Here is a 14,240-nt window from a genome sequence, read left to right on the forward strand (position 1 = left end):
GAGTAGGCCGTCCGCATATTATGTAACTTTGGTTTGTCGCGGTGGAAGATGTCTGCCGCAGACTCAATGAAAATTTTGAGAGAGGATTGTCGTGCCTACGATCGCTCAACTGGTGCGCAAAGGTCGAGAGACCAAGAGAACTAAGACGAAGACTCCGGCTCTAAAGGGGTCGCCTCAAAGGCGTGGGGTCTGCACAAGGGTGTATACCACTACACCAAAGAAGCCCAACTCAGCGCTTCGAAAGGTAGCTCGAGTGAGGCTTACCTCCGGTGTCGAGGTAACCGCCTACATTCCAGGTGTGGGACACAACCTTCAGGAACACTCCATAGTACTTGTTCGTGGTGGTCGTGTGAAGGATCTTCCTGGAGTGCGATACAAGATCATTAGAGGAACCTTAGATACTGCAGGGGTTAAGAACAGAAAGCAAGCTAGAAGTCGCTACGGCGCAAAGAGGGAGAAGTAAAGACGTGCCACGGAAAGGTCCAGTAGAGCGCAGAGAGTTGGCGCCAGATCCAGTGTTCCACTCCGTACTGGTAACCCAGTTGACTAACAAGGTTCTGTCCAGGGGTAAAAAGACTTTAGCGCAGCACATCGTCTACGGTGCCTTGGAAGAGATTCGAGAAAAGACTGGTAATGACCCTTTGACCGTACTAAAAAGAGCGGTTGAAAATACCAAACCAGAGCTTGAAGTCAGGTCGCGGCGAGTCGGGGGTGCGACGTATCAGGTTCCGGTGGACGTCAAAAACAGAAGAGGAACGACTCTCTCGATACGTTGGATCGTGGGCTACTCCCGAGCAAGAAGAGAAAAGACGATGGTTCAGAGGTTGGCTAACGAGATCCTTGACGCTTCCTCGGGCATCGGGGCATCGGTTAAACGTAAAGAGGACCTGCACAAGATGGCTGAGTCCAATAAGGCGTTTGCACACTATAGGTGGTAGCTAACCGGCGTCTTGTTCGGCAGGGTTTTAGGTATGAGCGATAGCTTGAGATTTTAAGAAAAGGGATTAAGCACAGTAAAAATGAGCACCAAGCGAGAGTATCCAATTGAGAGGATACGAAATATCGGCATCATGGCGCATATCGACGCCGGCAAGACGACGACTACAGAGCGTATTTTGTACTACACCGGCAAGAACTATAAAATCGGCGAGGTTCACGAAGGTGCAGCCACAATGGACTGGATGCCCCAAGAGCAGGAGCGCGGTATTACTATAACCTCCGCAGCTACGACCTGCTTTTGGAAGGATCACAGAATAAACATTATCGATACTCCAGGGCACGTTGACTTTACCGTTGAGGTGGAGAGATCGCTTCGAGTTCTTGACGGAGCGGTAGCCGTTTTTGACGCAGTAGCTGGGGTGGAACCACAGACGGAGACGGTTTGGCGGCAGGCAAACAAATATGGTGTGCCAAGGATGTGCTTTATAAACAAGATGGACCGTGTAGGTGCCAACTTCGACCGATGTGTAGAGATGATCAAAGATCGCCTTGAGGCGGTGCCGGCTGTTATACAGCTTCCCATCGGATCGGAAGGTGACTTTAAAGGTATCGTCGATCTTATAGAGATGAAGGCGAAAGTCTGGGAAGATGCGCTTGGCGAGAAGTACACAGTTATTGAGATACCGGAGGAACTGAAAGAAGCGGCTGAGACAGCGCATCACGAGCTTATCGATGTTCTCTCCAGCTACGACGATCCGTTGATGGAGGCTTATCTCTCCGAAGAGCCCATGACCCCTGATTTTTTGAGACAGGTGGTTAGAAGGGTAACGATAGCCGGTCATGCAGTACCGACGTTGTGTGGATCGGCCTTCAAGAACAAGGGCGTTCAGCCCATGCTTGATGCAGTTGTGGATTTTCTACCCTCTCCTTTGGATATTGATCCAGCGCAGGGTGTCTCTATGTCGGGGAATGATGAACTGGTACGCAGACCCGATGACAAAGAGGCCTTTTCAGCTCTGGCTTTCAAAATCATGACTGATCCATTTGTTGGAAAGTTGACTTATTTTAGGGTTTATTCGGGAACCTTGGAGAAGGGTGCTACGGTCCTAAACTCTACCAAGGACAAGAAGGAGCGCATTGGACGCATACTGCTTATGCACGCTAACCACAGGGAAGATATCGATACCGTCTATGCGGGTGATATCGTTGCTGCGGTCGGGTTGAAGCACACAACCACTGGTGACACTCTTTGTAGCCCTGACAACCCTATTGTGCTGGAGGCGCTTGAGTTCCCTGAGCCAGTGATTCACGTGGCGGTTGAACCTAAGACCAAGGCTGACCAGGAAAAGATGAGTCGCGCCCTCTTTGCGCTGTCGGAGGAGGACCCAACTTTTAGGGTCCGCTCAGACGAGGAGACCGGTCAGACGGTTATCTCCGGAATGGGTGAGCTCCATCTTGAGGTTCTTGTTGACCGTATGCTACGGGAGTTCAAGGTGGAGGCGAACGTTGGTAAGCCTCAGGTTGCCTATCGCGAAACTATTACCAAAGCGGTTGAGAAGATCGAGGAGAAGTATGTTCGCCAGTCCGGAGGTCGTGGTCAGTACGGGCATGTCGTCATCAATCTAGAGCCGCTCGGTCCGGGTGGTGGATTTGAGTTCGTGGATAAGATTTCCGGGGGTGTGATTCCCCGTGAGTACATTCCTGCGGTTGGCGCCGGTATTCAGGAAGCGTTACAAAGTGGTGTGGTAGCCGGTTATCCTATGGTAGACGTTCGCGCAACGTTGGTCTTCGGTTCATACCACGAGGTCGACTCTTCGGAGATGGCCTTTAAGATCGCTGGTTCCATGGCTGTCAAGAAGGCAGCCAGGGCTGCGAGCCCGGTGCTTCTAGAGCCTATTATGGCTGTTGAAGTAGTTACCCCTGAAGAGTACATGGGTGACGTTATCGGGGACCTTTCCTCCAGGCGTGGAAGGGTCGAAGGAATGGATCAGAGGGGTAATGCTCAGGTTATTCGAGCACAGGTACCGCTCTCTGAGATGTTTGGGTATGCTACAGACTTGAGGTCTAGAACCCAGGGACGTGCTACCTACTCAATGCAGTTCGGCTCTTACCAAATAGTACCAGATTCGATCGCAAAAGAGATCGTAGCTCGAGTACGTGGTGAATAGACTGTATCAGCCTGTAATAGTCGTGCATGCCGTCGAGAGACGCAACTAGGTATAACGGAGCAATAAAATGGCCAAGCAAAAGTTCGAGCGGAGTAAGCCTCACTTGAACATAGGAACCATGGGACATATCGACCATGGCAAGACAACTTTGACTGCGGCGATCACCAAGGTCTTGGCGGAGAACAACCCTAACGTTAAGTTCAAGCCTTTCGACCAGATCGATAACGCCCCCGAGGAGAGGGCTAGAGGTATAACAATCTCTATCTCCCATGTCGAGTATGAGACTGACAAGCGTCACTATGCTCACGTCGACATGCCGGGTCACGCTGACTATATCAAAAACATGATTACAGGTGCAGCACAGGTAGATGGAGCTATCTTGGTCGTAAGCGCCACCGATGGCCCTATGCCTCAGACTCGTGAGCACGTGCTTTTGGCTCGTCAAGTAGGCGTTCCTTACATCGTCGTGGCATTGAACAAATCTGACATGGTCGACGACGAGGAGTTGTTAGATCTTGTAGAGCTTGAGGTAAGGGAACTCCTCAATGAGTATGACTTCCCTGGTGACGATACCCCTGTGGTTCGTGTATCGGCCCTAAAGGCTCTCGAAGGTGATAAAGAGTGGGAAGCCAAGATCCTCGAGCTTATGGCGGCAGTAGATGATTACATACCTGAGCCTCAGCGTCCGATCGATCGTCCATTCCTTATGCCAATCGAAGATGTGTTCACCATATCTGGTCGTGGTACTGTTGTAACCGGTAAGGTTGAACAAGGTGTACTCAAAGTTGGTGATGAAATTGAGATCGTCGGTCTCAGGGACACCCAAAAGACGGTTTGCACAGGTGTTGAGATGTTCAACAAGCTCCTCGACGAAGGCATCGCCGGTGATAACATTGGTGCGCTTTTGAGAGGTGTTAAGAAGACTGATGTGGAGCGTGGTCAGGTTCTTTGCAAGCCTGGTTCCATCACACCGCATACTCAGTTCGAAGCAAACGTGTACGTGCTCTCAAAGGAAGAAGGTGGGCGTCATAAGCCTTTCTTCAACCACTACCGTCCACAGTTCTACTTCAGAACGACCGATGTTACCGGAACGATTACTCTCCCTGAGGGGACTGAGATGGTAATGCCGGGCGACAATATTACCATGACCGTTGAACTTCAAAAGCCCATAGCCATGGACGAAGGTCTGAGGTTCGCTATTCGTGAAGGCGGACGCACCGTTGGTGCTGGAGCCGTAACGAAGATTATTAAGTAGTTAGTTTTACATGCTGAGGCCCAGGGCATCTGTCCTGGGCCTCTTACTGATCTAAGGTGTGAATGAAATTGGCAGAGTCAGGCAAGCAGAGAATAAGGATTCGTCTTAAAGCGTTCGATCATGAAATAATTGAGAGTTCCACTAAGAAGATAGTGGACACTGTTCTTCGTACCTCAGCCAAGGTTGTGGGTCCAGTGCCGTTGCCGACGGAGATTCACAGGTATACGGTCATCAGGTCTCCACACAAACACAAGGATTCGAGGGAGCACTTTGAGATGCGAGTGCACAAGCGGATGCTCGATATTGTGGACCACACCCCAAAGACGGTCGATTCACTACAAAGGCTAGACCTTCCGGCGGGCGTGGATATTGAAATCAAGATTCAATAGGAGTCAAAATAGCCCTAGATGGGTAGGGGTTTTGATTAAGACGGGTTAGAATTACCTAGGTTTTACTCTGAAGTCCGGTTGAGCCCTGTTGCACAGGGGACCTATCGGCAAAAGTTTAGTTCCGCCTCTCTGGCGGATTATTTGTGTCAGGTGCTATTTGGCACCAGTATTGGATGAGGATTACTCAAATGGCAGCTAAGGCTATCGTGGGTGAAAAAGTTGGTATGACCCACATCTGGGATGAGAAGAATCGGTTCATACCGGTCACCGTAGTCAAGGTGACGCCGGTTCGCGTTGTGCGGGCAAAGACTGAACAGTCCGACGGCTATCAGGCCCTACAGGTAACTTACGGGGTACGTAAGCGGTCAAGGGTTTCCAAACCCGTTCTCGGGCAGTTCGAGAAGTCTGGTGTAGAGCCCGGCGTTGCGATCATGGAGCTTAGAGGGGTCGATGGTCTCGATCTTGCTAGTGGCGATGAGTTCGGTGCGGAGATATTTCAAACAGGTGATCGCGTAGACGTTACGGCGACATCTAAGGGGCATGGGTTCTCCGGCGGCATGAAGCGTCATAACTTCAAGGGCCAGGGTGCTGGACACGGTAACCATAAACATCATCGAGCTCCCGGTTCGATCGGTGCCTGTGCCACTCCGGGGCGTGTGTTTAAGGGTACCCGCATGGCCGGTCAGTACGGTGGAGGTAGCGTTACAACGCTCAACCTGGAGATTGTTCAAGCTGATCCCGAGCGGCAGCTCATTTTAGTGAAAGGATCTGTTCCGGGGCCCAAGGGTGGGCGCGTTGTGATTCGTTCCTCCGTGAGAGGCGGTAAGTAGTGACTAAGTTTGCAAAGGAAGAGGTCTTTGAGGTACGTTCGGCCAAGAAGGTCGATGGAGATGGAGTTGAAGTAGGTTCTGTCGAACTGAAAGAAACGGTGTTTGGTCGACAGCCGAACATAGCTCTCATGCACCAGGTTGTTGTGGGGCAGCTAGCTGGTGTTCGGGCTGGAACCCAGTCCACCAAGACTAGGGCGGAGGTCTCCGGTGGAGGGGCAAAGCCCTATAGGCAAAAAGGTACAGGTAGGGCACGCCAGGGCTCTACGCGCGCACCTCACTTCAGCGGGGGTGGCGTGGCTCTTGGTCCAAAGCCACGCAGTTACAAGCAAAAGACTCCGAAGAAGATGGTTGCTCAGGCACTTTGGGGTGCTCTCTCTGATCGTGCAGAGGCGGGTAACGTATTTGTACTCGATGGGTTTGATAACGGTCAACCCTCCACAAAGAAGGCAGCCCAGTGGCTTGAGAAGCTAGGTCTCGAAGGATCAGTGTTGATGGTGGTTTCCTCAGAAGATGAGGTTCTCGCTAAAAGCTTCCGAAACCTGCCACAAGTAGAGGTAGCCTTTCCGTCGCAGTTGAGTGCTTATCTCGTCTTGGTAAACGAGGCGATCGTGTTTACCCCGGGGACGTTAGAGGCAGTTAGCCAAGGTAAAGCAAAGGTCATACTAGGAGAGGCTGAGCAGTAATGGCAGGGTTTGATCCGTACGCAATTGTAAAGAGGCCGGTTGTCTCTGAGAAGAGTTACAAGCTGATGGACGAAGGTGTCTACTGTTTTGAAGTAGACGGTAGGGCTACGAAGGTTGATGTTCGTTATGCCGTTGAAAAGCTCTTTGACGTAAAGGTATTAGCGGTAAACACGCTTAATCGTAAGGGTAAGCGAAAAAGAAACCGTAAGAACGGCACCTGGGTCAATGGCAGTACCAAGAAGCATGCCATGGTTAGGCTCGCCGAAGGCGATTCGATCGATCTGTTTGAGAAGTAGGAGTAGTAGTGGCTATTCGAAAGAGGAAACCCACAAGCGCCGGAAGACGGTTTCAGAGCGTATCTGACTTCAGTGAGATCACAAAGGAGAAACCTGAGAAGTCTCTGCTCAGACCGGCCAAGTCCACTGGTGGTCGAAACTCATATGGACGAAAGACTGCACGCCATAGAGGTGGTGGTAACAAAAATCGATATCGTCTGATCGACTTCAAAAGGAACAAAGACGGTGTGCCTGCGAAGGTGGCGGCTATTGAGTACGATCCTAACCGTAATGCAAGAATCGCTTTATTGCACTATCTGGATGGTGAGAAGCGCTACATACTCGCCCCGGCCAAACTGAGCGTGGGGGATACGGTCATGTCCGGGGTTGGCGCAGATATAAAGGTGGGTAACGCACTGCCTCTGCGAGTAATTCCCGTTGGAACTGTGGTCCATAATGTCGAGTTACGGCCAGGTCAAGGTGGTAAGATTGCCCGTTCGGCAGGCATGGGTGTGCAGCTAGTGGCAAGAGAAGGTGACTATGCCACTCTTCGTCTCCCTTCTACAGAGATGAGAAGAGTTCCGATAGATTGCCGAGCCTCAATCGGCGAAGTTGGCAACTCTGAGTTCGAGCTGCTATCTGTCGGTAAGGCAGGTCGTAACAGGTGGAAGGGAGTTCGTCCTCAAACTCGAGGTGTGGCAATGAACCCTGTCGATCACCCTCTTGGTGGTGGCGAAGGTAAGACTTCTGGTGGAAGGCATCCCGTATCACCTTGGGGTAAACCGGAAGGCCGCACGAGGAGCCGAAAGAAGGACTCCGACAAGTTGATTATTAGACGCAGACGTACGCGCGGAGCCAGGAGGTAGTTGCTTAGATGCCCCGTAGTTTGAAGAAGGGTCCCTTCGTCGATGATCATCTGCTCAAAAAGGTGGATGTTCTCAACGCTGATGGCGAAAAAAAGGTAATTAAGACCTGGTCGAGAAGGTCGACCATTATCCCTGACATGGTCGGTCACACAATCGCAGTTCATGATGGTCGCAAGCACGTTCCGGTGTATGTCACGGAGGCTATGGTTGGACACAAGCTCGGAGAGTTCGCCCCAACTCGCACCTTCCGTTACCATGCGGGTCAAGAGAGAGCTGGAAGGCGTAGGTAGATGAGCGATCAAACTGTTGAAAAGGCTAGGGCCGTTCACCGTTCCTACCAGATGTCTGCCTCGAAGGTGAGAGAGGTTCTCGACCTGATTAGGGGGCAAAGTGTTGTCAAGGCTATGGAGCGCCTCTCTCTAACGGAAAGAGGAGCGGCGGAGGTTGTTGCAAAGGTCCTCCGCTCAGCAGCGGCGAACGCTGCAAATCTTTATGGTTTGCCTCCAGAAGAGCTTTTCGTCTCGGCGACCTATGCGGATGAGGGAGCCACCTTGAAGCGTTTTCGTCCAAGGGCGCGTGGGCGTGCCGGCCGTATCAGGAAGAGGACTAGTCACATCGTAATTGAGGTTCAAAGACTCTCCGAAGGAGAACTTAGGCGCCTTAGAGAGCGAAGCCGTGACGATGCGGCGGGAAGGCGTGCTCGCAGAGTGCGTTCGTCACGTGGAGCTCGGAATGACAAGAACTCCCCGAAGATCGATGAAGGCTCAAATAGTGAGGCTTCGGTTGTTGACAGCGATGCGCTGGAGGCCTCGTCGGTGACGATGGAGGTAGATTCAGCCCCTAAGGGCGCTGTAGATATCAAGGAGCAAAATGATGATGATACCGTGGCAGACGGGGAAGTAGAGAAAAACTGATATGGGACAGAAAGTAAATCCTTACGGTTTTCGCCTTGGAGTAACGACAGATTGGAAGTCACGCTGGTTTGACGAAAGGCACTATCAGGAATGGATCGTGCAAGACTACAAGATCCGTAAGTATCTGATGGAAGAGCTTGAAACTGCCGCTGTGTCGAAGGTTGAGATTGAGCGCACCCGGGACCGGCTCAAGGTTGATATCCATACAGCGCGTCCTGGTATCGTAATTGGAAAGAAAGGATCTGAGGCGGAGAGGCTTAGGCAGCATCTGGCTGCTCTTACGGGCAACCCCAAAGTTCAGATCAATATAGAAGAGATAAAGCATCCGGAGCTAGACGCAACTTTAGTCGCACAGGGTATCGCTGATCAGCTGTCCCGGCGTGTTTCTTTCCGACGTGCGATGAAGAGAGCTATCCAGGTAGTTGAGAAATCTGGAGGTCAGGGAGTTACCGTTATGTGTTCCGGGCGCCTAGGCGGAGCTGAGATGGCCCGTAAGGAGTCCTACCGTGAGGGGCGGGTCCCTCGTCATACCTTGAGAGCCAATATTGACTATGGTTTCAGGGAGGCACGCACGACTTTTGGTCGTATCGGCGTAAAGGTTTGGATTTACAAGGGAGACATCTTGCCCTATAAGACTGCTGTTGATGAGAGGGCGGTTTCTGAGGGTAACCAAGGCGCAGATAAACCACGAAGAGTTATTACCGCAGGCGGTGGCAAGAGACGTCCAGAACAGGCCGGGGTGGTTGTCGAGAGCAGTAGCTCGATTGAGGAAAGGACCGGTCTTGCGCCCGCTGAGATCTTAGAACCAAAAGACGCAGAGACCGATGCCCTCGAGAGGCTCCTTCAGGAGGAAGAGGAGATCGAAAGGCGAACAAAGGACTCCGCTCCAGAGGCGCCGCACTTTAAGCGAGAGGTGGATTAGTAGCTATGTTGATGCCTAGAAGGGTTCGCCACCGTAAGGTACAAAGGGGTCGCATGGGAGGTGTCTCCAAAGGCGGCAATGAGATCATGTTTGGTCAGTATGGGATCCAGGCCCTCGAACCAGGATGGATATCCGCTCGGCAAATCGAGGCAGCTCGTATCGCGATGACTAGACATGTTCGACGTGGTGGTAAGGTTTGGATTCGCATTTTCCCTGATAAACCGATCACTAAGAAGCCAGCCGAGACCCGTATGGGGTCTGGGAAGGGAAACCCAGAGTTTTGGGTAGCGGTAGTAAAACCAGGGCGAATCATGTTCGAGCTGGGCGGTGTCTCAGAGGAGCTCGCTTCCGCCGCTATGAACCGAGCTATTCAGAAGCTTCCCATAAAGGCTCGTTTTGTCGTAAAGGATGAGATGAACTCTGTGTCGGAGGTTGGGGCATGACGAAGGCTAAGGATCTACGTGTTCTAGCTGATGTCGAGCTGGAAGAAAAGCTGGAAGAGACTAAGAGAGAACTATTCACCTTACGTTTTCAATTAGCAACGGCGCAGTCAACGAATACAGCTCGTCTGTCCCACCTGAAGAAAGAGGTTGCAAGACTTCTGACGTTGAAGGCAGAAAGGGATGCGAGTTCGAAAGACAAGGGAGCAGGAAGATGACGGATAGTCGATCAGCCGATAGGGGTCGGAGAAAGGTTAGAGAGGGGATCGTCGTCTCTTCCTCTATGGATAAGACCGTAGTTGTGGCTATCACGGAGAGGGTAAGACACCCTAGATATCAGCGTACGGTCCAAAGAACAAAGAGACTATACGTCCATGATGGCGAGGGAACTGCTCAGGTAGGAGATACCGTCAGAGTGATGGAGACTCGTCCGCTCTCGAAACTCAAAAGATGGCGGCTTCTAGAGATTGTGGAGCGTGCACGATGATACAGCAAGAGACCCGTCTTAAGGTAGCGGATAACTCCGGGGCTAAAGAGGTACTTTGCATCAAGGTGCTAGGTGGCTCGAGGCGGCGTTATGCGAGCATTGGTGATGTATTTGTGGCGACCGTAAAAGACGCAATCCCAGGAGCGGCAGTTAAAAAGGGCGATGTTGTCAAATGTGTGGTCGTGAGGGTAAAGAAAGAGAAGCGAAGAGCTGATGGCAGTTATATACGCTTTGATGAGAACGCAGCTGTTCTTATAAACGATGCCATGCAGCCTCGTGGTACCCGTATATTTGGACCTGTAGGTCGGGAGTTGCGAGACAAGCGTTTTATGCGTATCGTCTCCCTAGCTCCGGAGGTGTTGTAAATGAAGATCAAAAAAGGCGACAAGGTCCGCATTATCGCTGGCAAGGATAGAGGTCAAGAAGGGGAGGTAGTTAGAGTGCTTCCCAAAGAGAGCCGTGTCGTAGTGGCGGGTGTAAACGTTGCGAAGCGACATACAAAGCCCACTTCAGCGACGACCCAAGGCGGCATTATTGATAAGGCTATGCCCATGCACGTATCGAATGTGGCGATGCTATGTTCCAAGTGCGGGCCCACTCGTGTTGGGTACTCTATGGACGCTGATGGTAAGAAGAGCCGAGTATGTGCGAAGTGTGGTGCTGAACTATGAGCGAAGTAGTAAGTGTTGTGCGACCTAGGTTGAAGGAGCGCTACGAGAGCGAGATTAAGCAAGCTCTGAAGGAGTCATTGGGTCTCTCCAATGTAATGGAGGTCCCAACTCTTGAGAAGATCTCGATTAACATTGGTGTTGGACGTGCTACTCAACAACCGTCTCTCATCGAGAATGCTGTGAGAGATCTCGAAACCATAGCCGGACAAAAGGCCGTTGTGACGAGAGCTAAGAAGTCTGTAGCCGGCTTTAAGTTGCGCGCCGGTAACGCTATTGGCGTGCGCGTGACGTTGCGCGGAGACCGGATGTGGGAGTTCTTTGACCGCTTGATAGCTGTTGTTATCCCTCGAATTCGAGACTTTAGGGGACTGAACCCCAAGTCCTTTGATGGCCATGGCAACTATACCCTGGGTGTTACAGAGCAGCTAATCTTTCCTGAGATCAATTACGACTCTGTGGACGCTACAAGAGGTATGGACATCACCATAGTTACCACGGCAAAAAACGATGCGCAAGGGAAAGCACTGTTAGACGCATTTGGCTTTCCGTTCAAGAGAGAGGGTGTGCAGAACTAGTGGCAAAAAAGTCTTTAATCGCAAAGCAGGCTAGAACCCCAAAGTTTAAGGTTAGGGCTTACACCCGTTGTAAGAGATGTGGTAGACCTCACGCTGTTTTTAGGAAGTTCGGTCTTTGCAGGATTTGTTTGCGAGAGATGGTCCACGCAGGGGAGATTCCTGGTGTCAAAAAGGCGAGTTGGTAGGGAGTAGTTATGAGCATGAGTGATCCCATCGCAGATATGCTGACTCGAATTCGCAACGCAAGTTCAGCAAAACATGAGAAGGTGTTGATGCCAGGGTCTAAGGTCAAGGAAAATTTAGCCAAGATCTTGGAAAAAGAGGGCTTCATTGCCGGATATCGCATGTCAGACGCTGCCGATCGTCCTGGAAGTGTACTTGAAGTTACACTAAAGTACTCGCCCACCCGACAGGCTGCAATCAACGGTATTCAAAGGGTCTCAAAGCCGGGACTGAGGGTGTACAGAAGAGCGGATGCGATCCCCAGGGTTCTTGGTGGGCTTGGTGTGGCTGTGTTATCGACCTCGAAGGGCTTGATGACCGACAGAGAGGCTCGCAAGGCTCATATGGGTGGAGAGGTTATCTGCTATGTCTGGTAAATTGCGAGGTAATTATGTCAAGAATTGGTAAGGTTCCGGTACCTATTCCATCAGGTGTTGAGGTCTCTGTTGGTGAGGGAAACTACGTCGAAGTAAAAGGTCCCAAGGGTTCGCTATCGAGAACCCTGCCCTCCCAGGTGACCTTGAACATTGAAAATGGTGTGATCGTTGTCTCAAGGGTAGACGACTCACGGACGGCTCGAGCTATGCATGGTCTTAGCCGTACACTCATAGCGAACATGGTCAATGGGGTAACGGTTGGTTTCGTTAGGAATCTAGATATCGTTGGCGTTGGCTACCGCGCTGCAGTAAAGTCGCCAAAAGAGCTTGAGTTAGCGCTTGGATTTTCACATCCTGTGGTTGTGGAGGCGCCAGCTGGTATCGAGTTTGCTTGTCCTACTCCGACCAAGATTGCGGTGAGCGGCATAGATAAAGAGCTAGTAGGTCAGGTAGCCGCTAACATTCGCAAGATTCGCAAACCGGAGCCCTACAAGGGTAAAGGTGTTCGATATGAGAATGAGAAAGTCCTCCGCAAAGTCGGTAAGGCCGGCAAGTAGGTATAGGAGATTTAGATGTCGGATAGGTCCCATATCTCTGTAAAACGGAGACAAAAAAGACACTTTAGAGTTCGAAAATATATTGCGGGCACTAGTGAGAGACCCCGTCTTGCCGTTTACAGGTCCAATCAGCACATTGTTGCACAGGTAATCGACGACTCAGTCGGTAAGACGCTTGCGTATGCTTCGACTTACGACGCTTCGTTCAAGGGATCCAAAACGGGCAATATTGAAGCTGCCAAGAAGGTCGGTTCGATGATAGCTGAAAGAGCCAAGGCGGCCGGAGTTAGTGCTGTTGTGTTTGATCGAGGTGGTTTTGCTTATCATGGTAGGGTTGCCGCCGTGGCTGAGTCTGCCCGTGAAGGGGGTTTGGTGTTTTAATGGCTGAGTCCGAGTTTGAAGAAAGAACGATAAAGGTTAATCGAGTTGCCAAGGTGGTAAAGGGTGGGCGTAGGTTCTCCTTCACCGCTCTTATGGTCGTCGGTGACGGAAACGGGCGTGTTGGTCTGGGTTATGGTAAAGCCAAAGAGGCCGGACTGGCTGTTCAAAAAGGCATCGAAGAAGCGAAAAAGGCTATGATCGAGGTACCTCTGGCTGGTGGAACCATAACGCATCCAATTTTGGGAGAAGCCGGGGCAGGCAGAGTTCTTCTAAAGCCTGCGGCACCAGGTACAGGCGTCATAGCAGGCGGTGCAGCGAGAGCAATTTTGGAGATGGCTGGGATAAAAGACATCCTTGCTAAGTCCCTTGGATCTTCTAACGGTATTAATGTTGCGCACGCAACGATAGAGGGTCTAAAGCAACTAAAGCGCCCTGACGAGATTGCAAAGCTCAGAGGTAAGGCGCCTGACGAGGTTACTCCAAGTGGCATCTTGCGTGCCTATGAAGCTTCTGAAAAGGCGAGAAGAGAGGCGTAGCTATGGTGAAGAGTTTGAAAGTTACTCAAGTGCGTTCATCCATTGGAACCAAGCCGAAGCACAGAGGAACGCTTAGAGCTCTTGGTTTACACGGCATTGGTACCTCCAACGAACTGGTGGATCGACCTGAGATAAGAGGGATGATTAGGCGGGTACCTCACCTAATCGAAGTGGAAGAGGTGGGTTAGGTTGTTAAATACACACGATTTGAAACCCGCTAAGGGTTCACACAAAGACCGTAAGCGGGTTGGACGCGGTACTGGAGGCAAAGGTGGCAAGACTGCTGGCCGCGGTACCAAGGGTCAAGGTGCAAGAGATACCATTCCTTTGGGATTTGAAGGCGGTCAGCTGCCTCTAACTCAACGCCTCCCCAAGTTGAAAGGGTTTCATAATCCTTTCCGAGTGTCCTACAGTGTAGTGAATCTACAAACGCTAGAAGAGCTCGCTGTACAAGGTGTCGTGGTAGTGGATCCTGAGATCCTGTATCGTCGTGGCGTAGTGCGTAAGGGAACCTTAGTGAAGGTGTTGGCTGAAGGTACACTCTCTAAGGCGATCACGGTCTCTGCCCACGGGTTCTCGAAGAAGGCTGCGGAACAGATTCGTGCTCTTGGTGGTTCTCCAGTTATCCTTGAGAAGCCAAACGGTGGAAGGCGGGTTCCAGCGCAAGGTAATGCTTTGATGAACCGTTAACCTCTTGAAACCTGTCGGGTTGAGGTTGTTTTATAAAGTTGTGTTAGATTCATGGTATGGGTC

25 protein-coding genes are annotated in these 14,240 nt (G+C 51.3%); all 25 read left to right on the forward strand.

Features of this window, described 5'->3' with window-relative positions; translation table 11 throughout:
- Nucleotides 1–91: 91 nt before the first annotated feature.
- Entirely contained in the window at nt 92–463 is a 372-nt protein-coding gene (gene rpsL / locus BUA24_RS01745; protein ID WP_072788110.1) for a 30S ribosomal protein S12, read from the forward strand.
- 4 nt (nt 464–467) lie between these two features.
- Nucleotides 468–938, forward strand: a complete 471-nt coding sequence (gene rpsG, locus BUA24_RS01750) for a 30S ribosomal protein S7 (protein ID WP_072788112.1) — start codon at nt 468–470, stop codon at nt 936–938.
- Between the two features lie 81 nt (nt 939–1,019).
- Nucleotides 1,020–3,107 carry an elongation factor G gene (gene fusA, locus BUA24_RS01755; protein WP_072788123.1) on the forward strand — a complete coding sequence of 696 codons (2,088 nt, stop codon included), beginning with the start codon at nt 1,020–1,022 and terminating at the stop codon, nt 3,105–3,107.
- A gap of 67 nt (nt 3,108–3,174) precedes the next feature.
- Nucleotides 3,175–4,362 (forward strand): elongation factor Tu, encoded by a 1,188-nt coding sequence (tuf, locus tag BUA24_RS01760; protein WP_072788124.1) that lies wholly within the window; start codon nt 3,175–3,177, stop codon nt 4,360–4,362.
- A gap of 68 nt (nt 4,363–4,430) precedes the next feature.
- The gene (rpsJ, locus tag BUA24_RS01765) at nt 4,431–4,751 is read left to right on the forward strand and encodes a 30S ribosomal protein S10 (RefSeq protein WP_245790243.1); all 321 of its coding nucleotides are present in this window, start codon (nt 4,431–4,433) and stop codon (nt 4,749–4,751) included.
- A 188-nt stretch (nt 4,752–4,939) separates the two neighbouring features.
- The gene (rplC, locus tag BUA24_RS01770) at nt 4,940–5,581 is read left to right on the forward strand and encodes a 50S ribosomal protein L3 (protein WP_072788128.1); all 642 of its coding nucleotides are present in this window, start codon (nt 4,940–4,942) and stop codon (nt 5,579–5,581) included.
- Nucleotides 5,581–6,264: a 50S ribosomal protein L4 gene (gene rplD / locus BUA24_RS01775; protein ID WP_072788129.1), complete on the forward strand. Its 684-nt coding sequence runs from the start codon at nt 5,581–5,583 to the stop codon at nt 6,262–6,264. Before rplC ends, rplD begins: the two co-directional genes overlap by 1 nt.
- Complete coding sequence (gene rplW / locus BUA24_RS01780) at nt 6,264–6,560, forward strand: 50S ribosomal protein L23 (protein ID WP_072788131.1); 297 nt, start codon at nt 6,264–6,266, stop codon at nt 6,558–6,560. Before rplD ends, rplW begins: the two co-directional genes overlap by 1 nt.
- An 8-nt stretch (nt 6,561–6,568) precedes the next feature.
- Nucleotides 6,569–7,405: a 50S ribosomal protein L2 gene (rplB, locus tag BUA24_RS01785; RefSeq protein WP_072788133.1), complete on the forward strand. Its 837-nt coding sequence runs from the start codon at nt 6,569–6,571 to the stop codon at nt 7,403–7,405.
- An 8-nt stretch (nt 7,406–7,413) separates the two neighbouring features.
- A complete protein-coding gene (gene rpsS, locus BUA24_RS01790) occupies nt 7,414–7,695 on the forward strand; it encodes a 30S ribosomal protein S19 (protein WP_072788135.1) in 282 nt (93 codons plus the stop codon).
- Nucleotides 7,696–8,319 (forward strand): 50S ribosomal protein L22, encoded by a 624-nt coding sequence (gene rplV / locus BUA24_RS13290; RefSeq protein WP_072788136.1) that lies wholly within the window; start codon nt 7,696–7,698, stop codon nt 8,317–8,319.
- 1 nt (nt 8,320) lies between these two features.
- On the forward strand, nt 8,321–9,241 hold the full coding sequence (rpsC, locus tag BUA24_RS01800) for a 30S ribosomal protein S3 (RefSeq protein ID WP_072788138.1): 921 nt from the start codon (nt 8,321–8,323) through the stop codon (nt 9,239–9,241).
- 5 nt (nt 9,242–9,246) lie between these two features.
- Nucleotides 9,247–9,684: a 50S ribosomal protein L16 gene (rplP, locus tag BUA24_RS01805; RefSeq protein WP_072788140.1), complete on the forward strand. Its 438-nt coding sequence runs from the start codon at nt 9,247–9,249 to the stop codon at nt 9,682–9,684.
- On the forward strand, nt 9,681–9,899 hold the full coding sequence (rpmC, locus tag BUA24_RS01810) for a 50S ribosomal protein L29 (protein WP_072788142.1): 219 nt from the start codon (nt 9,681–9,683) through the stop codon (nt 9,897–9,899). The genes rplP and rpmC overlap by 4 nt, the downstream gene beginning before the upstream one ends.
- Complete coding sequence (rpsQ, locus tag BUA24_RS01815; protein ID WP_072788144.1) at nt 9,896–10,168, forward strand: 30S ribosomal protein S17; 273 nt, start codon at nt 9,896–9,898, stop codon at nt 10,166–10,168. Before rpmC ends, rpsQ begins: the two co-directional genes overlap by 4 nt.
- Nucleotides 10,165–10,533 (forward strand): 50S ribosomal protein L14, encoded by a 369-nt coding sequence (gene rplN / locus BUA24_RS01820; protein WP_072788146.1) that lies wholly within the window; start codon nt 10,165–10,167, stop codon nt 10,531–10,533. Before rpsQ ends, rplN begins: the two co-directional genes overlap by 4 nt.
- Nucleotides 10,534–10,839, forward strand: a complete 306-nt coding sequence (rplX, locus tag BUA24_RS01825) for a 50S ribosomal protein L24 (protein ID WP_072788148.1) — start codon at nt 10,534–10,536, stop codon at nt 10,837–10,839. It abuts the gene before it with no gap.
- Nucleotides 10,836–11,414: a 50S ribosomal protein L5 gene (gene rplE, locus BUA24_RS01830; protein ID WP_072788149.1), complete on the forward strand. Its 579-nt coding sequence runs from the start codon at nt 10,836–10,838 to the stop codon at nt 11,412–11,414. The genes rplX and rplE overlap by 4 nt, the downstream gene beginning before the upstream one ends.
- Entirely contained in the window at nt 11,414–11,599 is a 186-nt protein-coding gene (locus BUA24_RS01835) for a type Z 30S ribosomal protein S14 (protein ID WP_072788151.1), read from the forward strand. Before rplE ends, BUA24_RS01835 begins: the two co-directional genes overlap by 1 nt.
- Nucleotides 11,600–11,608: 9 nt before the next feature.
- Nucleotides 11,609–12,013, forward strand: a complete 405-nt coding sequence (gene rpsH, locus BUA24_RS01840; RefSeq protein WP_072788163.1) for a 30S ribosomal protein S8 — start codon at nt 11,609–11,611, stop codon at nt 12,011–12,013.
- 14 nt (nt 12,014–12,027) lie between these two features.
- Nucleotides 12,028–12,570: a 50S ribosomal protein L6 gene (gene rplF / locus BUA24_RS01845; RefSeq protein WP_072788165.1), complete on the forward strand. Its 543-nt coding sequence runs from the start codon at nt 12,028–12,030 to the stop codon at nt 12,568–12,570.
- A gap of 15 nt (nt 12,571–12,585) precedes the next feature.
- A complete protein-coding gene (gene rplR, locus BUA24_RS01850) occupies nt 12,586–12,951 on the forward strand; it encodes a 50S ribosomal protein L18 (RefSeq protein ID WP_072788167.1) in 366 nt (121 codons plus the stop codon).
- Complete coding sequence (gene rpsE, locus BUA24_RS01855; protein WP_072788169.1) at nt 12,951–13,487, forward strand: 30S ribosomal protein S5; 537 nt, start codon at nt 12,951–12,953, stop codon at nt 13,485–13,487. The genes rplR and rpsE overlap by 1 nt, the downstream gene beginning before the upstream one ends.
- A 2-nt stretch (nt 13,488–13,489) precedes the next feature.
- Nucleotides 13,490–13,675 carry a 50S ribosomal protein L30 gene (rpmD, locus tag BUA24_RS01860; protein ID WP_072788171.1) on the forward strand — a complete coding sequence of 62 codons (186 nt, stop codon included), beginning with the start codon at nt 13,490–13,492 and terminating at the stop codon, nt 13,673–13,675.
- Nucleotide 13,676: 1 nt separating this feature from the next.
- The gene (gene rplO / locus BUA24_RS01865) at nt 13,677–14,177 is read left to right on the forward strand and encodes a 50S ribosomal protein L15 (protein WP_072788173.1); all 501 of its coding nucleotides are present in this window, start codon (nt 13,677–13,679) and stop codon (nt 14,175–14,177) included.
- Nucleotides 14,178–14,240 lie beyond the last annotated feature (63 nt).

The sequence above is a fragment of the Ferrithrix thermotolerans DSM 19514 genome (assembly GCF_900128965.1).
Lineage (GTDB): Bacteria > Actinomycetota > Acidimicrobiia > Acidimicrobiales > Acidimicrobiaceae > Ferrithrix > Ferrithrix thermotolerans.